This is a genomic window from Xanthomonas sp. NCPPB 1068 (assembly GCF_041479385.2).
In the GTDB taxonomy this organism is placed as follows: Bacteria; Pseudomonadota; Gammaproteobacteria; order Xanthomonadales; family Xanthomonadaceae; genus Xanthomonas; species Xanthomonas cannabis.
This window is the reverse complement of sequence record NZ_CM192986.1, coordinates 914,101-931,885: the sequence shown is the minus strand read 5'-3', so window position 1 is coordinate 931,885 and position 17,785 is coordinate 914,101. Positions and strand designations below refer to the sequence as shown.

16 protein-coding genes are annotated in these 17,785 nt (G+C 67.6%); 4 read left to right on the top strand and 12 right to left on the bottom strand.

From position 1 onward, the window contains the following. Nucleotides 1-42: 42 nt before the first annotated feature. The 3 genes from ACCQ12_RS03870 to ACCQ12_RS03860 form a co-directional block, all read right to left on the bottom strand. Entirely contained in the window at nt 43-1,950 is a 1,908-nt protein-coding gene (locus ACCQ12_RS03870; protein WP_047697679.1) for a glycosyltransferase family 2 protein, read from the bottom strand. Between the two features lie 13 nt (nt 1,951-1,963). Further along, the gene (locus tag ACCQ12_RS03865; protein ID WP_372382994.1) at nt 1,964-2,998 is read right to left on the bottom strand and encodes a hypothetical protein; all 1,035 of its coding nucleotides are present in this window, start codon (nt 2,996-2,998) and stop codon (nt 1,964-1,966) included. A 130-nt stretch (nt 2,999-3,128) separates the two neighbouring features. After that, nucleotides 3,129-3,968 (bottom strand): glycosyltransferase family 2 protein, encoded by an 840-nt coding sequence (locus ACCQ12_RS03860; RefSeq protein ID WP_372382993.1) that lies wholly within the window; start codon nt 3,966-3,968, stop codon nt 3,129-3,131. A gap of 352 nt (nt 3,969-4,320) precedes the next feature. Here ACCQ12_RS03860 and ACCQ12_RS03855 point away from each other — a divergent pair, with 352 nt between their 5' ends. The 4 genes from ACCQ12_RS03855 to ACCQ12_RS03840 all read left to right on the top strand — a co-directional run bounded on the left by ACCQ12_RS03855 (nt 4,321) and on the right by ACCQ12_RS03840 (nt 9,411). After that, nucleotides 4,321-5,478, top strand: a complete 1,158-nt coding sequence (locus tag ACCQ12_RS03855; protein ID WP_372383547.1) for a phosphotransferase enzyme family protein — start codon at nt 4,321-4,323, stop codon at nt 5,476-5,478. Between the two features lie 31 nt (nt 5,479-5,509). Then, nucleotides 5,510-7,678 carry a TonB-dependent receptor gene (locus ACCQ12_RS03850; protein WP_372382992.1) on the top strand — a complete coding sequence of 723 codons (2,169 nt, stop codon included), beginning with the start codon at nt 5,510-5,512 and terminating at the stop codon, nt 7,676-7,678. Nucleotides 7,679-8,001: 323 nt separating this feature from the next. After that, the gene (gene pnuC, locus ACCQ12_RS03845; RefSeq protein ID WP_184375826.1) at nt 8,002-8,577 is read left to right on the top strand and encodes a nicotinamide riboside transporter PnuC; all 576 of its coding nucleotides are present in this window, start codon (nt 8,002-8,004) and stop codon (nt 8,575-8,577) included. A gap of 105 nt (nt 8,578-8,682) precedes the next feature. Further along, the gene (locus ACCQ12_RS03840) at nt 8,683-9,411 is read left to right on the top strand and encodes a UTRA domain-containing protein (protein ID WP_372382991.1); all 729 of its coding nucleotides are present in this window, start codon (nt 8,683-8,685) and stop codon (nt 9,409-9,411) included. A gap of 299 nt (nt 9,412-9,710) precedes the next feature. On the opposite strand, the gene ACCQ12_RS03835 is transcribed toward ACCQ12_RS03840, so the two are convergent. The 9 genes from ACCQ12_RS03835 to xpsH are packed head-to-tail and all read right to left on the bottom strand — an operon-like array spanning nt 9,711 to nt 17,779. Further along, nucleotides 9,711-10,550, bottom strand: coding sequence for a glycosyltransferase family 2 protein (locus ACCQ12_RS03835; RefSeq protein ID WP_372382990.1), 840 nt, complete (start codon nt 10,548-10,550; stop codon nt 9,711-9,713). Further along, nucleotides 10,547-12,844, bottom strand: coding sequence for a type II secretion system secretin GspD (gene gspD / locus ACCQ12_RS03830; protein WP_355607371.1), 2,298 nt, complete (start codon nt 12,842-12,844; stop codon nt 10,547-10,549). Before gspD ends, ACCQ12_RS03835 begins: the two co-directional genes overlap by 4 nt. Continuing rightward, entirely contained in the window at nt 12,841-13,638 is a 798-nt protein-coding gene (gene xpsN, locus ACCQ12_RS03825; RefSeq protein ID WP_372382989.1) for a type II secretion system protein XpsN, read from the bottom strand. The genes gspD and xpsN overlap by 4 nt, the downstream gene beginning before the upstream one ends. After that, entirely contained in the window at nt 13,628-14,275 is a 648-nt protein-coding gene (gene gspM / locus ACCQ12_RS03820; protein ID WP_372382988.1) for a type II secretion system protein GspM, read from the bottom strand. The genes xpsN and gspM overlap by 11 nt, the downstream gene beginning before the upstream one ends. Beyond that, a complete protein-coding gene (locus ACCQ12_RS03815; protein ID WP_039408326.1) occupies nt 14,259-15,380 on the bottom strand; it encodes a PilN domain-containing protein in 1,122 nt (373 codons plus the stop codon). Before ACCQ12_RS03815 ends, gspM begins: the two co-directional genes overlap by 17 nt. Further along, the gene (locus ACCQ12_RS03810) at nt 15,377-16,228 is read right to left on the bottom strand and encodes a type II secretion system minor pseudopilin (protein ID WP_372382987.1); all 852 of its coding nucleotides are present in this window, start codon (nt 16,226-16,228) and stop codon (nt 15,377-15,379) included. The genes ACCQ12_RS03815 and ACCQ12_RS03810 overlap by 4 nt, the downstream gene beginning before the upstream one ends. Then, nucleotides 16,225-16,860 carry a type II secretion system protein J gene (locus tag ACCQ12_RS03805; protein ID WP_104579104.1) on the bottom strand — a complete coding sequence of 212 codons (636 nt, stop codon included), beginning with the start codon at nt 16,858-16,860 and terminating at the stop codon, nt 16,225-16,227. The genes ACCQ12_RS03810 and ACCQ12_RS03805 overlap by 4 nt, the downstream gene beginning before the upstream one ends. Then, nucleotides 16,860-17,273, bottom strand: coding sequence for a type II secretion system protein XpsI (xpsI, locus tag ACCQ12_RS03800; RefSeq protein ID WP_184375821.1), 414 nt, complete (start codon nt 17,271-17,273; stop codon nt 16,860-16,862). The genes ACCQ12_RS03805 and xpsI overlap by 1 nt, the downstream gene beginning before the upstream one ends. Then, complete coding sequence (gene xpsH / locus ACCQ12_RS03795; RefSeq protein WP_039408337.1) at nt 17,270-17,779, bottom strand: type II secretion system protein XpsH; 510 nt, start codon at nt 17,777-17,779, stop codon at nt 17,270-17,272. Before xpsH ends, xpsI begins: the two co-directional genes overlap by 4 nt. Nucleotides 17,780-17,785: the final 6 nt, after the last annotated feature.

Here is a 17,785-nt window from a genome sequence, read left to right as displayed (position 1 = left end):
AGGAACGCGGGCAGGCCGCTGTCGCGACGCGCGACACCCGGCTCACTCTTCGAGTGCGGCGCGGCGCTCGTTTTCCGAATGCTTGCTGATGCCATGCGTGGTCTTCTCCCAGTAGAACGGATTGTGGATCAGCTGCCAGAGCCCCTTGTAGGCGGCGATCGACTGCAATGCCCAGTAGAACGGCACCGTCAACGCGTACGGGGCCAACTTGAAGTAGTCGCGTTTGAACGCCGCCACCAGCGTGATGTAGATGAAGAACGCGTTGGCCAGCAGCAGATTGACCAGCGATACCGCGCCCAGCCACGGCGGGAAGAAGCGCTCGAACATGCTGGTGCCGGTGAGCAGCCACACCGCATACAGCGTCCACAGTACCGGCACGCCCAGTGCGGTGAAAAAACCGCCACCGATGAAAAACTGAAAGCCCCAAAACCCCTTGAACCCGGTGCTGCGATACAGATGCACCGGGTCGCGCATGTGCACCAGCCAGGTCTGCATGTAGCCCTTGAGCCAGCGCGAACGCTGCCGGATCCAGTTGGGAATGCTGACGTTGGCCTCTTCGAACGTGGTGGAGTTCACCACGTTGACGCGGTAGCCGTTCTGGATCAGCCGCACGCCCAGGTCGGCGTCTTCGGTGACGTTGTACGGGTCCCACGCACGCACCTGGCGCAACACATCCAGACGGAAGTGATTGGAGGTGCCGCCCAACGGAATCGGGATGCGCAGGTATTCCAGCGCCGGCAGGTAGAAGTCGAACCAGAGCGTGTACTCCAGCGTGAACATCCGCGTCAGCCAGTTTTCGTCGGCGTTGTAGTAGTTCAGCCGCGCCTGGATGCACACCACGTCCTTCTCGGCCTTGCGGAAGGCCGCCACCACGCGCTTGAGCTGATCCGGCTCGGGCTTGTCTTCGGCGTCGTAGATGGTGAGCAGTTCGCCGCGTGCAAAATGCAGCGCGTAGTTGCAGGCCTTGGGCTTGGTCTTGGGCTGCGACGGCGGCACCCGGATGATTTCGAAGAACGCCTCCAGGCCGAGCTTCTTGGCCGCTTCGATGGTCTCGAAGTCGTCGGCTTCCAGCACCAGTTTCACGTCGAGCTTGCTGATCGGGTAATCCAGCTTGCGCAGCGCATTGGCCAGGATCGGCAGGACTTCCGGTTCCTTGTACATCGGCACCAGCACGGTGTAGACCGGCAGGTCGTCGTCGCGCAGCGCGGCCACTTCGTCTTCGGTGACCTTGATGTCGATGCGGTGGCGCGAGCCGAACCACACCAGCAGCAGCTTCAAACCGAAGGTCGCCAGAAAGCCCAGCGCCACCAGCACGTTGATGGCGATCAGGGCCGGCACCGGAAACACCACCATCGCGATCAGCAACGCTGCGGCAATCGCCCACAGCGTGTGCTTCTGCCCGCGCGTCACCACCTGGCGCGCCGAGTAGGTCGGCGCATGCGCGGCCAGCAGGTTCAGCGCGTTGTCGGTGAGCTGCTCGTCGGCGTGGCGCTGCAGGCTCCAGATGATGTCGAACTTGGCGGTGCCGACAAAGCGCACGTCTTCGCCGTAGTGCGCGCGCGCCCAGGCGAACAGCGCCGGGTCGGGGTCGGCCACGGCCAGCACCAGCACGCCGTCCTCGCGCCGCCAGGGCAGCAGCAGTCGCTGGGCGTAACTGTCCAGATCGCCGGCAGTGAGCAGCGCCGGATCCGGCGGTTGCTGCACCAGGTCGATGAATTCCAGCCCGAAGTGCGCGGCGACGATGGCGTAGAAGCGCTGCGCCGGCACCCCGCGCTGGGCCAGGATCACATCGCCCAGGCGCGAGTTCCAGCGCTGCTGCAGCGCCAGCGCCGCGCGCAGTTGTTCGTCGGTGATGACGCCCGCCGACACCAGCGCACGCCCCAGCAGGCCGCGTTCGCGGCCGATATCCGGCACCCGTCCCAGCGCCTCGCTCTCGCAGCTGACCGTCATGGGCGTGGCGTCCTCAGAAACGCCACCAGGCGGCCACGAACGGCCCGCCTGCGGCAGCAGTGTTGCGCCCCATCACCGGCTGCTGATAGCCCAGCTGCCACTGACTGCCGCCCGGGGCGGTGTACAGCGTGGACAGCTGCAGCTTGGTCAGGTCGTAGTTGGTGCCGGTGGCGACGAAACCCACGCCGCCCGCAGAGCCTGCGACATCGAAGTTGTTACGCCCGTTGCCCAGCCCCTGGATGACGTTGAGCTCGCCGAGCAGCAACCAGCCCGGGGTCAGGCTCAGACCGGTGGAGGCATCCACGCGTACCTCGTCGGAGGCCGCACTGCCGCGCAGGCGCACCGCGCCACCCAGATCGACATAGCCGTTGCGGTCGCCCAGCGTGTAGCCGCGGCCACGGCTGTAACGCAGCTCCAGCCCGTAATCGCCCAAGCCCAGCGCAGGATCGGTGTTCGCCTGGGGATTGTTCGGGTGGTAGGTCTTGCTGCGGCCATACGCCGGGATGCTGACCAGCCCCTGCACCGAGCTGCGCCAGACATCGTCCGGCGCGCTCGGCAACGCATAGCGCAGGCCGATTTCCTGATCGGCAAACCCGGTGGTGCTGGTCTGCTGGCGGCCGCGGCCACTGTCATGGCTGCTGAAACCGACATCGCTGAAATAGAAATTGCCGATGACGCTGAGCCTGTCGGTCAGCCCATGCTCGACGTAGACATTCAGCTGGTCCTGGCGGCTACGCCCGTTTCCGTCGAATTGCTGGCCGTCACCGAAGGTCGTGCGGTGATGGCTGTCGTCGAACCACCCGCGGCCATCGCTATGCAGCGCCTTGACGATCACCAGCGTGTCGCCTTGCGGTTGCGTCCAGGCACCGGCAAGCGCAGCGCCCGGCAATGCGGCCAGCGTGCAGCCCAGCGCCAGCGCCGACAGCGCGGCCAGCGGCTTGCGGCCAAGGGAACGAAAAGAGGCCGACGGCCGGGCAACCGGACTGGACTGCTCGGGGATAAGGCACGACTGACGTACCCGCGAGCGCGGGTCGATCTGTAAGGACATTTGTACGTTTCCTGATGGGGGACCCGTTAGGGACAGGAAGCACTGACTGGATCACACTTCGCCACGCAACGTATCACAGTTACGACCGGCTCCCCATCACGGATTTATCACTAATTTAACAGGCCGCGCGTCATGCCCGACGCATCAACCGCGGCAGTTGCGCAGCCGCATGCGCCCAGATCGCCAGCCACACGCCGACCCGGGTCAGCGGGCTGCGCTGGGCGGCTTCGAACTTGCGGAAATAGCGCCACAGACCGCGGTGTTTATGCCATTCGACGAAGTACGGGCGGGCTCGGCTGGAGACGCCGCGCACGTGCACCACCTGCAGATCGTTGGCCACCGCGACCAGCGCACCCGCCTGACGGGCACGCCGGCACAGGTCCAGATCCTCGGCATGCAGCCGGTAATGGCCGTCCCAGCCGTCCAGCCGGTCGAACAGGCTGCGCTGCATCAGCATCAGCGCACCGGAGATTGCATCGACCGCCTGCAGCGCCTGCGACGGGTCGGCCGGCATCGCCAGCTGGGCGGCGGCACGCGGCGCGCGCAGCATGGCCGCAAAGTCCGGGTCGCGGCGGCGCACTGCGGCGTCGGGGCGGCCCTGTTCGTCCACCTGCTCCACGCCGAGCAGCACCGCAGCATGCCCGGCCGCGCGCGCGCACAACTGCACCAGGGTGTCGGGCTCGACCATCAGATCCGGGTTGATGAACACCAGCCAGGGCGCCTGCGAGTCGCGTGCGCCCTGGTTGCAGGCGGTGGCAAAGCCGGGGTTGTCCGGGTTGGCGATGAAGTGCACGCGGGCGTCGGCCAGCGCGTGCCGCTGCACCACGTCCAGGGTGTCGTCGCTGGAGGCGTTGTCGACCACCCGGATCTCGCGGATGCCCTCGGCCGCGCGCAACCGCGACAGGCAGCCATCGATGGTGCTGCTGCTCTGGTAGGTGACGACGACGGCGGCGATCTGGACTGGAGTCATCCGCCCATTATCCGGTGCGGGGCCACCGCCGCGCCATCGCGTGTGGCGCCCCGGCATGGCGGCGTGCCGCAGCAGCAGGCATACTGCGCGCCCGACAGCCGCCACGCGGCCTGCGTCGGCGCCGTCCGCGGCACCCCCACTTGATCCTCAGAGATGACGGCCAGCGACCTTCCGGTTTCGCGCTGCCCTTTCATTCCATGCAGTGCGACCGCCTGATGGCGCCCGCCCTGCACCGACGGCCCGGCAGCGCCGTCCGCAATGCCGGCACATGCGCCGGGCCCGTCGGATCGGCCTTACCCGGTTGGTCTATACCACTCGATCTCCCTATGGCTTGCACGTGGAGCCTGCAGCCGTGAACGCGCCGCATCAGGTCCATGGCATGAGCCTGGCGCTGGCGCCGCCCGACTGGCCGGCGCTGACCCTTGGGGAAATCCGGCGCGTGCTGCAGCGCCTGCCCACGCTTGGCGGTGCGCAGGACGTGCAGTGGCACAGTGCGCGACCGTTCTCCGCCGCCGCCCGCGTGGAAACCGCCACCGGGCAGGTGATCGTCAAACGCCACCATCGCCGCGTGCGCAGCGTTGCCGCGTTGCGCGAGGAGCACGCCTTCATGGCGCATCTGCGCCGGGCCGGGGCGCCGGTGGTCGAGGTGCTGCACGCGGCGGACGGCCAGACCGCGTTTGCCCACGACGCCTGGGTCTACGAAGTGCAGCGCGTCGGTGCCGGGCACGACCTGTATCGCGACGCGGTGTCGTGGACGCCGTTCATCGACACCGCCCATGCACACGCCGCCGGCGCGGCGCTGGCGCAGCTTCACCACGCTGCGCGGGGCTTTGCTGCACCCGCGCGTTCCAGCGCCGTGCTGGTTGCCAACCTGCAGGTGTTCGCGCAGGCCGAGCCACTGCCGGCGCTGCAGCGCGCGCTACCGACACGGCCGCATCTGGCTGCGGCCCTGCACGGGTATCCCTGGCAGCGTGACCTGGCCACCCACGTGCTGCCCTGGCATGCACGTGCCTGGCCCTTGCTGTCTGCACCGGGTGCCATGCCGCCGCTGTGGACGCATGGCGATTGGCACGCGTCCAACCTGCTCTGGAACACCGACCACGGCGCCACCAGGGTCAGCGCGATCTTCGATTTCGGATTGAGCGATCGCAACAGCGCGCTGTTCGATCTGGCCACCGCCATCGAACGCAACCTGATCCCGTGGCTGCACCTGGACACCGGCGCGCGCGCGCAGCCCGAGCTGGCGCAGCTGGATGCATTGCTGGATGGCTACGCAGCGCATTGCCCGCTCGGTGCCGCACAGCTGCGTTGTCTGGCCGCACTGCTGCCGATCGTGCATGTCGATTTCGCCTTGAGCGAGATCGACTATTTCGCCGGCATCACGCGCTCCGCCGACAACGTGGACATCGCCTATCACCGTTATCTGCTTGGGCATGCGGACTGGTTTTCCAGCGCCGATGGCCAGGCCCTGCTCGCGCATTTGCATGCGCGCGCGCACCGCTCGCCCTGAGCGGTTTCCCTTCTTCCATCGAGCCTTACCCATGTCCTTCGCATCCACTTGCCTGCTGTCCCGCCGCCCGCTCGCGCTTGCCCTGGCGGTGTGCCTGTCCAACCCCGTCCTGGCACAACAACAACCCGACAGCGCAGCGGTGGAACTGGACGCGGTCAACGTGCTTGGGCAACGCGACGAGGCAGCCACCGCGCTGACCGGCTTCGGCGCCACCCGTCTGCTGGATGCGCCCGCCTCCATCGCGGTGATCGACCGCCCGCAATTGCTCGATCGCCAGGCGCGCGTGCTCAGCGAGGTGCTGCGTGCCGACGCCTCCGCCGGCGATGCGTATGCGCCGATCGGCTATTACGAAAACTTCGTGGTGCGCGGGTATTCGCTCAATGCCGCCAACAGCTACCGCATCAATGGCCTGAGTGCGGTGGGCGAACAGTCGATCGCGCTGGAGAACAAGCAGCAGGTCCAGATCCTCAAAGGCCTGGCCGGGCTACAGTCCGGTGTCAACGAACCGGCCGGGCTGATCGACTACCGCACCAAGCGGCCCGAGCGTGTGCGCAGCGTGACCCTGGGTACCGACGAGCAGGGCTCGCGCTATGTCGCGGCCGACCTGGGCGACTGGTTCGGTGCCGAGCGCAGCCTGGGCCTGCGCGTGAATGCCGCACGCGAAGACATCGACAGCTATGTCGACCATGCGGATGGCTACCGTAATTTTCTGTCGCTGGCCGGCGACTGGAAGCTCACACCGCAGTCGCTGCTGCAGCTGGACGTGGAATACCAGCATCGGCAACAGCGATCGGTGCCCGGCTACCAATTGCTCGGCGGCACGCAGGTGCCGCGCGATATCGACGTGCGCCGCCTGCTCGGGTACCAGCCCTGGTCACGCCCGGTGGAAATGGACTCGCTCAACGCGCAACTGCGCTACGCCTATCAGTTCAACGACGACTGGCGCGCCACCGTCGACGCGTCGCGCAGCCGCTCGACGATCAACGACTTTTCCGCGTTCGCCTGGGGCTGCTACGGCGCGGCAAGCTGCGCGGACATCGCCACCCCGAACTTCTTCAGCGCGCAGGGCGAGTACGACGTCTACGACTACCGCAGCCCGGACGACACCCGCGTGCACGACCAGTTGCGCGCCACCCTGGAAGGCCGTGTGGTCACCGGTGCGCTGGAACATCGCCTGAGCATCGGCGGCGACTGGCTGCGCCGCACCATCGACCGCTTTGGTTCGGTCAACGAATTCGTCGGCAGCGGCAGCATCGACCGCGACCCGGAAGTCTTCGCGCAGACCGACGTGCCGCTGGACCCGAAACAACGCCGCCTGGACAGCCGCCAGCGCGCGCTGGTGCTGGCCGACCGTATCGGCCTGGGTGAGCAGTGGGAGCTGTCGTTGGGCGCGCGCGCCGTGCGGATGGACGAACGCGCGTTCGATCGCGACGGGCTGTTGGAACGCCGCACCCGCAAGGACGCGGTGTTGCCGCAGGCGGCGCTGTTGTTCAAACCGCAGCAGAACGTGTCGCTGTATGCCAGCTACGCCAAGAGCCTGGCCGCCGGCGGCACCGCGCCGTGGTTTGCCGACAATGCCGACGAGATTCTGCCGCCCACCAGTGCGTATCAGCTGGAAACCGGCGCCAAGATCGACCTGCAGGGCCTGCGCCTGGGCGCGGCGCTGTTCGACATCCGCCAGGCCTACCAGTTCACCCAGCCGCAAGCCGACGGTGGCCTGCTGTTCGTGCAGCAGGGACGCTTGCATAACCGCGGCCTGGAGCTGTCGGCCGATGGCGCGGCGACCGAGCAGCTGCGCCTGTTCGCCAGCATAGCGGCCATCCGCGCCCGCGCAGAAGACACCGACATTGCAGCGTATGAGGGCCATCAGGCCATCAACGTGCCCAAGCTGCGCGCCAGCGTGCAGGCCGACTACAACGTGCCTGGCGTCGATGGGCTGGAGCTGCTGGCCGGCGTGCAATACAGCGGGCGCAAGTTCGCCGACCGCCTTGGCAATGCCAGCGTACCCGCCTACACGGCGGCCAATCTGGGCGCGCGCTACGCCACGACGCTGGGCACACTGGCAACTACGTGGCGGGTGAACGTGGACAACGTGTTCGACAAGCGCTACTGGCGCGATTCCGGCGAATACCAGGGCGATGCATATCTGTTCCCGGGTGCACCGCGTACGGCGCGGCTGACCGTGCAGGTGGATTTTTGAGGTCTGCTGCCTCCCCCATCCGCCCTTCGGGCACCTTCCCCCGCAAGCGGGAGAAGGATGTCGGAATCAGCTGTGCTTGGGCGTGTTTCAGGCACTGGCTGATGGCGGCAACTGAGAGCAGCTGACAGCACTCCTGCGCGGCCGCCAAGCGGGCGGGCGCCAGCTTGTGTCAGCCGCTCTTGAGGCAGGAGCTCGGCGGTGAGGACGCTGTTGGGTTCCCATCGCATACAGGCTCGGAGTCGCGCAGCATCCACTTGCGACTGCAACACGGTTTTGCACGGGTTGCACCTGCTCCCCGCTCTCCACTCTCCATCAGGCATTGCATGTCGTTGCTCGAATCCATCGCTGTCGTGATCAACCTGCTGGGCGTGTGGCTGACCGCGCGACGCATCCGCTGGTGCTGGCCGGTGGGCATCGTGGCGGTGGCCTTGTACGCGTGGCTGTTCTACCAGTGGAAGCTGTACTCGGACATGCTGCTGCAGGGCGTCTACGTGCTGACCCAGCTGTATGGCTGGTGGCAGTGGCAGCGCGGCAATGCCACGGACACGCGCATCCGCCCGTTGCCGATGCCGCAGCAGGAACTGTGGATCTCGCTGGGCATCGGTGCTGCGTTCGCTGCGGGGTTGGGCGCGTACATGCATCACCGCACCGACGCCGCACTGCCCTGGCTGGACGCGGCGCTGGCCAGTTTCAGCCTGGTCGCCAGCGTGTGGGCCGCGCGCAAGCGCATTGCCAACTGGGTGTTGTGGATCGTGCTGGACTGCGTGTATGTCGGCGTCTTCGTCAGCAAGGGCCTGTACCCCACTGCCCTGCTCTATGCCGGCTTCGTGGCGCTGGCGGTCTATGGGTGGCGCAGCTGGAAACCCCAACAGAACCGGAATCCGGCGGCGCTGCGCTGAGTCTGGCGCGGTTTGCCGGCGCGTTCTTCTTTACCATCGGCGCATGCACGACTTTCAGCCTGTTGCCTTACCGATGCGTCAACTCCTTGCCGGGCGGCACGCCGCATGAGCGCCTCGCGCCAGCACGCCATCACCGAGATCATCTCCGCGCAGATCGCTGCCGGCGAATGGGGCCCCGACCAGCGCCTGCCGGTGGAGCGCGAACTCGCCGAGCGGTTCGGCTGCACCCGCATCACCTTGCGAGAGGCCCTGCAGCAACTGGAAGCGCAGGGGCGCATCTACCGCGAAAACCGCCGCGGTTGGTTCGTCAGTGCGGCGCGCGTGCGTTACGACCCCACCAGCATTGCCGGCTTCATGCAGTACGTGGCCGCGCAAGGGCGCAAGCCGCGTACCGAGCTGCTCAGTGCGACCCGGCAACCGGCCGGCGCCGCCTTCGCCGCCGCGCTGCGCCTGGCGTCGCCCTACGAGGATGTCTTCGTGCTGCAGCGCCGGCGCTGGATCGACCGCCGCGCGGTGCTGCTGGAAACCAATGTGGTGCTTGCAGCGTGGGCGCCGGGCCTGCTGGAACATGATCTGGCCGGCTCGCTGTCGAGCGTGTTCAACCAGAAGCTGGGGCTGTTCCTGAGCCGCGCGCAGGTGTCGATGCATCCGGCCGGCCTGGATGCCACCCAGGCGATGCTGCTGCAGTCCACCACCGGCACGCCCTGCTTCCGCCTGCAGCGGACCAGCTTTGCCGAAGACGGCCGCGCGGTGGAACTGGATATCGAATCCTGGCGTCACGACGCGCTGGACGTAGTGGTGCGGACCGATGCGCCGACGCGGAATGCGCTTTAGTGCCGGGAATCGGGAATCGGGAATCGGGAATCGGGAATCGGGAATCGGAAAAAGCATGCGCTGCTATCGGCAGTGTTGCGTGTGTCTTGGTGAATATGGTCTTGCAGCTGACACCAGGCGGCGAGCGGCGCAAATGCGGATCGCTGTGCTGTGTGCTGTACCGGGCAGCAGCTGCGTGCGCTGACCACTGCGCGATGGTTTTGCCCTTGCATCTTCTTGCGTGATCGCGACGTCTCGTCCGTCATCGCGACGTCGCTGCGCCACCGCTGGCATGCGTGGAAGGCCTTGATTGCGGACGACTAGGCGTCGAACAGCATGCGTTGCGGATCGGGGGGCGGCAGTTCGGCCAGCAGCCGGCTCAGCTGTTCGCGTTGGGCGCGCAGCGGGTCGTGCATCAGGAAGTTGGCCAGGCGTGCATGCCAGGCCGGCCAACGCGTAGCCAGTGCATCCATGTCGCCATCGGCCGGGCGGCCCTCGTGCGGGGAGGCGACGAAGGCGGTGTCGCATAAGACATTGCGCCAGCCCAGCCCGCCCATGCGCAGGCTGAGGTCCACCAGCGCGGCGTACCACGAGCCGTAGCTGCTGGCATCCAGGCCGCCGGCCTTGCGTCGCGCGGTGCCCCGCAACAGCACCGCGTGGCCGACCGCCGAAGGCAGCTCCGGGTGCAACGGCGGCATGGCCGCACAGGCAGCGGCCAATCGTTCCGGTGCGTCCGGCAACGGGTTGAGTTCACCCAGCCGCGGCCAACTGCAGGCTTCGCCCACATTGCTCCATGGCGTGGCCGTGGCGATCGCCGCATCGCGCGCAAAGCACGCGCTCAACTGGCTCAACCAGCCCGGAAATGGGCAGGCGTCCACGCCCAACACCACCACATCGGCGTCGCCGCAGGCGCTGAGCATTTCATCCAGATGCGCCACCTCGCCGAGCATGCGTTGGCGACGGGTGTGATGGGCCTGCAATCGAGTGCGTGCCAGCCAGTGTTCCATCACCGCACGCCCGCGCGGGCCGGCCTGGGCGTCGTCGGCCAGCCACACCCGCGTGCCGGCGGGCGTGGCCGCATCCAGTGCACCCAGGCAGGCATCCAGGGCCTCGTCGTCGGTGCCGACCGGCACCAGCACGACGGGCAGCGCCGCACTCATTGCGGCTTCTGGCTGGGTTTCAGCGGCTCCATGGCCTTGAACTTCTGGCCGTATTCGTCGGTGAGATTGCGCGCTTCCTGCGGGTTGCGCACGATCGTGGGAGTGATCAAGACGATGACTTCACGGCGGTTGGTATCTTTATTTTTCTGACCAAACAGGGCGCCGACGACCGGCAACTTGCTGAGAAATGGCACGCCAGCGCTGATATCGGTCGTACTGTCGTCGATCAGGCCAGCCAGCATCATCGTGTCACCACTTTGCACTGCCGCCTCGGTTTTGACACGACGCGTATTGATATCGACATTGCAAGCAGCGCTGTTGACGGTGGTTGTGGCTGCTGCCGTACACGCTTGAGGCCGTGCGCCCGGGGTGCTGATTTCCTGCACGATATCCAGGAACACCATGCCGTCCTTGGTGACGCGTGGGCGCACCTTCAGGATCACACCGGTATCGATGTATTGCACCGACGAGAAACTGCTGTCGCTGCCCAGGCCAGTATTGATCGACGTGGAATTGATCGGAATGCGTGAGCCAACATTGAGCGTGGCTTCGGCATTGTTTCGCACAAAGACTGACGGTGTCTGCAGCAGTCGCAAATTGGTGACCGTATCCAGGGCACTGATGACTGCCGCAGCATTCTTGCCGAGAAACGTCCAGCCAACGCCGCCGTTGGTGACGGTACCCGAGATGTCGCCCCAGATGCTGCGCCCCGCCGCAGAGGGAAGTCCGGCACCACCAGCCGCCGTTGCAGCATTGACCGCGTTCTCGAAGTACCAGTTGACGCCGTACTGAAGCTCACCCGTCAAATTCACCTCAGCCACCTGTGCCTCGATATGCACCTGCATCGGCATCACATCGAGCTTTTCGATGACATCGCGGATGGAGGTCCATGCCTGCGGGGTGGAACGCACCAGCAAGGTGTTGGTTTCGGCCACTGCCGATACGCCGACCTTGTCGCCTTGCACCTCCAGCGTCACCGCGCCATTGCCATTGCTGCGCGGCGACAGCTGCAGACTGCCGTTGCCCAGGCCGCCGCTACCGCTGCTGCCGCCACCCATGCCGCTGCTACCGCCGAAGCTGCCCGAACCACTGCCATCGCCGCTTTCGCCGACGCTGCCACCGGTCAGGCCGGAGCTGCCGCCCATCGTGCTGTCGCGATTACCCAGCTGACCGCCGAGCACGCTGCTCTCGGCGCCCGGCGCCAGCGAGGCATTGGAATCGCCACCGCTACTGCGGCCGCCGAACACTTCCGACAACCGATCGGCCAGGTCCTTGGCCTTGATGTATTTCAACTCGTACGAAAACAGCCGCACGCCGCCACCGGCACTGTCGATACGGTCCAGCCACTGCTGGATCTGGTCCAGGTAGCGCGGCTGCGGCGTAATCACCAGCACGGCGTTGGCGTTCTCCAGCGGCATGAAGCGGAACATGCCGGCGCTGGGCGTCTTGCTCTGCTCGCCGAACACCTTTTCCAAGTCTGCAGAGACCTTCTCGGCCTTGCCGGACTGGATCGGGAACACGCCCACCGACATGCCAGACAACCAGTCCACGTCGAAGATCTGCACGGTGCGCAGATAGTTTTCCAGCTCGGCGCGGGTACCGCCCAGGGTGATGACGTTGCGTGCCGGGTCGGTACCGACGATGGCATTCGGCCGTGCGTAGGGCTCGAGCACTTTCTTCATTTCGCTGGCGGAAATGAACTTCAACGGCACCACGCGCACTTCGAACCCGCGCGCGGCCGACGGCGATGCGGTGCTGGGCGCGACGGTGCCGGCCAGTGCCTGGTCGGCCGGCACGATGTTGTAGCGGCCACCGCTGAACACCATGCGCGCGTTGTTCCAGCCCAGCACCATTTCCAGCAGGTTGAGTGCCTGGGCCGGCGAGACCGGGTTGGGCGTGGCCAGGGTCACGGTGCCCTGAACCCCGGGCGCGATGACGTAGTTCTGGCCGAGCATGTCGCCCAGGATCGCCTTGACCACGGCCTGCACCGATTCGCCTTCGAAATTGAAGGTGGCGCTGCCGCTGCTGGCCATGCCGAGCGTGGGCGCCGGCGCGCCAGCCGCACTCTGGTTGATCATGGTGCCGCTGCCGCGGCGGATCACCGGGCTGGGCTTGGCGTTGGCATCGCCGTCGGCGCGCTGTTCGGCGGGGGTCTGGGTGGCGCCGGCAGCGCCGACTTGCGGATCCAGGCGCGCATTGCGGCGCACGTCCGGTGGCGGAGTGGTGGCGCAACCGGCCAGCAGGCCAATCAGCAGGGACACGGGAAACAGGCGCGGCGTCATGCGTTCACTCATTGGGTCTGACCGGGGGTAGAGCCGCTCTGGCGCTGCTGTTGCAGCTGGCGGCGTCGGGCTTCGATGCGTTCGCGGATGGCACGCATCTGATCGTCGGAGGGGCGTGGGGCTTCCTGGGCGCCATCGCTGCGCTGCGGCGGCACCGTGGGCGGGGCCTGCCCGCCGGGCTGCTGCTGCGGCGGCGTGGCCGGCTGTGACTGCGGCGGTTGCGCCGTGGCGGCAGGATCGGCTGCGTCGGGCGAAGGCAACGGCGGGGTGGCGCCCGCAGCCCCGCGCGCGGCGGCATTGGCGGTGGGCGGCTGCCCGCCCTGGCCGTTGAACACGTGCAGTTCCAGGGTCTGGGTGCCGCCGGGGCCTTCGATGGTGGCACTGCGCGGCTGCAGGGCCAGCAGGCGCCAGCCCTTGACCGCGTCGCCGCCGAGCTGCACGCGCACCGAATCCTGCGGGTCCAGGGTCAGCGTGGCCATCTTGAAGTTTTCCGTCAGCAGCACGCCGGTCAGGCGCACCGTCGAGGCCGCGCCGCTGCCATCGTTGCCGGACAGGAAGAACGGATGCGGCAGGCGGTCCTCGGCGAAGGCCGGGTGCGCGGCGATCTCCGAATACTTCTCGAACGCGCCCAGCCGTTCCGGCGCCGGTGCCGGCAACGTGGGCAGGCGCTGCACCAGCGCGGGGTCGTCGGGCAGCAGCTCCACGCGCTTGCCCAGGCCGGCCACCGCCAGGATGCACACCAGCAGCGCCCAGCCGACCACGGTGGCCAGCAACCAGGTGCGTAAACCGATCAGGTCAAGGCGCATTGCTGGCCTCCCCGGCGGCGGCGGGCACGGCATCGGTGTTCAACGGTGCGGCACTGGCGCCGGGGCGCAGGTAGCCGGCCAGTTCGAAGGCGATATCCAGCCCGTTGCCGCTTTCGTTGGGAGAGAGTTGGTAACGCTGCGCCATGACATTGAGGTTGTCCACGAACAGCCGCGGCGTGCCGTTTTCCAGGCTGTACAACACCGAGGCCAGCTCCGGCGTGCCGCAGCGCAGGCGCACCTGCACGGCCACGCGGGTGAAACGGTCCTTGCTCTCCGGTTGCAACGGCGAGCGGTTGCTGATGGCGCAGCTGCGGTTGCCGGGGCTGGCTTCCACCACCGCGCGTTCCAGCCGCTGCACCAGCCCGGCCGAGGCCAGCTCGGCGGAGGTTTCCGGCAGGAAGCCCGGGCGGCTTTCCAGCGTCTGGCGTGCCTGCCGCAGCCGCTTGCTGACTTCCGGCGCCTGCTGCAACTGCACGCGCACGCGCAGTTCGCGCTCGCGCAGGGATTGCAGGTCGTCCTGCACGGCGATCATCGGCTGGGTGAACCACGGGTGCACCAGCACCAGATACGCCACGCCCAGCACCAGCAGCAACAACCCCAAAGCGATCCAGCGATCGCGCTTAACGCTGCGTGGCATCGGCCGCCTCCTTGGCGTCGGGGCCGGCCAGCTCGGCAGTGATGGTGAAGCGGTCGACGTTGCGACCGGCATCGCTCTGCAGCACGCCGGTCAGCGAGGGCGTGCGCCATAACGGCGAGCCTTCCAGACGGCGCACCAGCGAGGAGGCTTCGTTGCTCAGGCCGATCAACTGCAATTGCCCGCCTTCGACCGAGAATTTTTCCAGATAGGTACCACCGGGCAGACGCCGGCTCAGCTCGTCCCAGATTTCCACCGAGGTCGGACGCGTGGCGCGCTGTTTCTGGAAGAAGTTGGCACCTTCGACCAGGTCCATCAGTTGCTGCCGTTCGGCGGCCACTTGGCGCGCACGCGCGGCATTGGCCTGCACCTTGGCGCGCAGGTCGTCGGCCGCCTGACGGCGGTTGTCCAGCAGCAACCAGCCGGCCACTGCCAGCAACACCAGCGCGGTGGCGGCAAGCATCAGGTTCCAGCGCTGCATGGGGTCGCTGCGCCGCAGCCGGCGCGCCGGCGGCAGCAGGTTCACCCCCAGCGGCACGCCCTGGGTGTCGGCCACGTCGATGCCGGACAACGCGCTGGTCCAGGCATCGGGCACGCCGGCCGGGCCGTCGATCATGCGCCGCGGCACCACCACCAGTTCGGCATCGAGCTGGCCGTCTTCGCGCACATCGAGCACGCGCGCATCGAAATACACCTGGTCGGCCGTGAACGGGGTCTGCCGGTCGATCTCGAAACGCGCCACGTCCTGCAGGCGTGCGGCGGCGGCGGCCGGCAGCCGCAAGGGGCGCCGCAGCGCATGCGCCGACGGCAGCAGCCAATGCCGCGGCAACCCATCCAGCGCACTCGGCAGCACGGCGTTGACTTCCTGCGGCTGCACCGGCCACGGCAGGCTGGCGACCGCCTCGCGGCTATGGTCGCGCTGGCGCAGCAACTGCAAGGTGTCGCCATCGAGCTGCAACAACAGGCGTGCCTGCGACAGACCCAACTGCCACTGCCACCGTTGCGGCAGCCAGGCCAGCAGCGATTGTTGCCACCAACGCCAGAAGCCTCCGGCTCCCGGCATGGCGCGTACGCCGATACGACCCAAGGTATCCCGCCATGCGGTCATTGCACTGCTGCTCCCTCTTCCCAACGCAACACGGTGTAGGCCGATCCCGGTACTGCGGACGCGCTGGTGGACACGACCGCCCGCAACACAGCCTCGCGTCCCTGACTCAGTCGCGCCCGGCTCTCGATACTATAAGTGTCCGAGCCACCGACCGTCGCCTCGCTGCCCGGCAAACCCAGCGGCGCGTCACGCTGCGCCAGCAGTTGCTGCGCATCCAGGCCCATTGCGGTCAACACCGGGCCGGGCGCAAAGCGCGCTTCGGGGCGCGAGCGGCCGCTGTACAGCGTGAGGTTGGGCAGCAGCTTGCGATACAACTCGCTGTCCATGCCCAGCACCAGCCGCAGTTCGCCCAGGGTTTCGAAGGGGCTGTCCTTTGCGCCATACGGCAGGCCGGCGTCGGCATAGTCGCGGTCTTCGGCGCCGCCGCCGGGCTGGCTCAGCGAGTCGCCATCGCGCCAATCGACGATCGCGCCGGCAATGCGCGTGTCGCGGCCCTGTTCGCCGCCCACCGCACGCACCAGCCCGGCCAGCAGCGCCGGCTCGGCCATGTTCAGATCCACCTTGCCGCTTTCGTCAGTGATGCGGATCTCCACCGTGGCATCGTCCAGCTGCCAACGATAGCGCCGGCCGTCTGCGCGCCAGCGTGCCTGGGTATCGGTGCTTTGCAAGCGCGAAAGTGCGTATTCCAGGCCAGCACGCGCGTATTCCTGCGCCTGCGCGCCGTTGCGCAGCATGCTGCCCTGCAACGCTTCCACGCGTGCGGTGAGCGCGAACGCACCGATCATCGCGGTGAGCAGGGCAATCAGCCACAACACCAGCACCAGCGCCGCGCCGCGCATCCGGTTCATTGCCCTGCTCCGGGGTTGCTGGATTGCGGCAGCGCCACCACCAGCGACGGCCATGCCGCATCGCCGCTGCGGATGTCGATGCGCACCAGCAGCGGCAGGCGGTCGTGCCATTCCCACTGCGGCAACCACGCGCTCAGGCGGCCGGTCTGCGGATCCATGCCGCGATAGCGGAAGCTCACCTGCTGCACGTCCTGCGCCAGCGGCTCCGGCGGCAGCGCACTGCCTTCTTCGATCGACTTGCCCGACTGCAGCATGGTCAGGGCAATCTGCAAGGTGCGCTGCTCGCCGTCGCCGACCACCGACAGGTCATGCAGATACGGGCCGCCGCGCCCCAGGTAATCCGGCACGTCGGCGGCAAAGCGCATGCGCTGCGGCTCGCCGACGAACAGCATCGGCTGCTGGCTCTGCGGATCGATGCTCATCGCCAGCGGCAACGCGGCCGCCAGACGGCGGCGCAGGAATTCTTCCACCGCGCGCACGCGCTCGCTGCGCTGGGCAATCGCCTCGCCGCGCTGACTCACTGCGCTGGCCGAGCGCAGCGTGGCAAAGGCCAACGCCAGGCCGCCAACCAGCAGCATGGTGGCCAGCAGCACCTCGATCAGGGTGAACCCTGCACTGCGCGAACGGCGCATCAGGCGCCGTCCTGCGCGGTGGCGGCCACCAGCCGCAAGGTGCGCCACTGCAGCATCTGATTGGACTGCTCGCCCCAGCGCACCACCAGGGTCAGTTGCAGCAGCTTGTGCGCGCCCGGCGCGACCGGCGCCTGCGGGTTGCGCCGCGGTTCGTCGTACGGGCGCACATCCATCGACCAGCGGAAATGCCCGTTCTCGAAGCTGCCCTGCTGCTGCTCGGGCACCAGCGGCTTGTCCATGCCCTGCAGGGCGAGCAACGATTGCGCGTGCAGCGTGGCGCGGGTGCTGTCGTCGGCCGCACGCACCTGCCGCGCCGCACCCGACAACGATCCCAGCAACAGGCTCAAGGCCAGCGCCAGCAGCGCGAAGGCGACGATCACTTCGATCAGGGTGTAACCGCGCTGGCGCCTCATGGCGACGGCGTCCGCAATGGGCCCGAACGCACCTCGCCGGTGATCCAGCCCACGTCCACGCGCCAGCGCGCGTCCTTGACCTGCAGATCGATGCGGCCGCCGGTGGAGGCGCCGTCGGGAAAGAACTGGATGGCGCCCTGGTCTTCGCGCGACTGCACCTGGCGCGCGCCGGTGAAACGCACCTGCAGCGACGACGGCAGGTCGCCGCGATGGCCGCCGGGGGCTTCCCAACGACGTTGCAGCGGGTCGATCAGGAACCGCTGCGGCGTGCCGGTGGCAATCGCCTGGGTGCGCGTGTAGCGCAGTTGCGAGGCGATCGCCTTGCCGGCGGTGCGCAGGCGCATACCGTCGATGCCACCGTTCAATGCCGCCGCCGCGAGCACACCGGCCATGGCGATCAACGCGATGACCAGCAGCATTTCCAGCAACGATGTGCCACGCGTGCGCGGACGACCAGGGCCGACCACTCCATGCCGATGACGCAACGGCTGACACGCAACGCGCATGGCGAG

Coding starts and splice junctions, on each gene's coding strand:
- ACCQ12_RS03870 (WP_047697679.1), bottom strand. CDS start 1,950: ATGACGGTCAGCTGCGAGAGCGAGGCGCTGGGACGGGTGCCGGATATC.
- ACCQ12_RS03865 (WP_372382994.1), bottom strand. CDS start 2,998: ATGTCCTTACAGATCGACCCGCGCTCGCGGGTACGTCAGTCGTGCCTT.
- ACCQ12_RS03860 (WP_372382993.1), bottom strand. CDS start 3,968: ATGACTCCAGTCCAGATCGCCGCCGTCGTCGTCACCTACCAGAGCAGC.
- ACCQ12_RS03850 (WP_372382992.1), top strand. CDS start 5,510: ATGTCCTTCGCATCCACTTGCCTGCTGTCCCGCCGCCCGCTCGCGCTT.
- pnuC (WP_184375826.1), top strand. CDS start 8,002: ATGTCGTTGCTCGAATCCATCGCTGTCGTGATCAACCTGCTGGGCGTG.
- ACCQ12_RS03840 (WP_372382991.1), top strand. CDS start 8,683: ATGAGCGCCTCGCGCCAGCACGCCATCACCGAGATCATCTCCGCGCAG.
- ACCQ12_RS03835 (WP_372382990.1), bottom strand. CDS start 10,550: ATGAGTGCGGCGCTGCCCGTCGTGCTGGTGCCGGTCGGCACCGACGAC.
- gspD (WP_355607371.1), bottom strand. CDS start 12,844: ATGAGTGAACGCATGACGCCGCGCCTGTTTCCCGTGTCCCTGCTGATT.
- xpsN (WP_372382989.1), bottom strand. CDS start 13,638: ATGCGCCTTGACCTGATCGGTTTACGCACCTGGTTGCTGGCCACCGTG.
- gspM (WP_372382988.1), bottom strand. CDS start 14,275: ATGCCACGCAGCGTTAAGCGCGATCGCTGGATCGCTTTGGGGTTGTTG.
- ACCQ12_RS03815 (WP_039408326.1), bottom strand. CDS start 15,380: ATGACCGCATGGCGGGATACCTTGGGTCGTATCGGCGTACGCGCCATG.
- ACCQ12_RS03810 (WP_372382987.1), bottom strand. CDS start 16,228: ATGAACCGGATGCGCGGCGCGGCGCTGGTGCTGGTGTTGTGGCTGATT.
- ACCQ12_RS03805 (WP_104579104.1), bottom strand. CDS start 16,860: ATGCGCCGTTCGCGCAGTGCAGGGTTCACCCTGATCGAGGTGCTGCTG.
- xpsI (WP_184375821.1), bottom strand. CDS start 17,273: ATGAGGCGCCAGCGCGGTTACACCCTGATCGAAGTGATCGTCGCCTTC.
- xpsH (WP_039408337.1), bottom strand. CDS start 17,779: ATGCGCGTTGCGTGTCAGCCGTTGCGTCATCGGCATGGAGTGGTCGGC.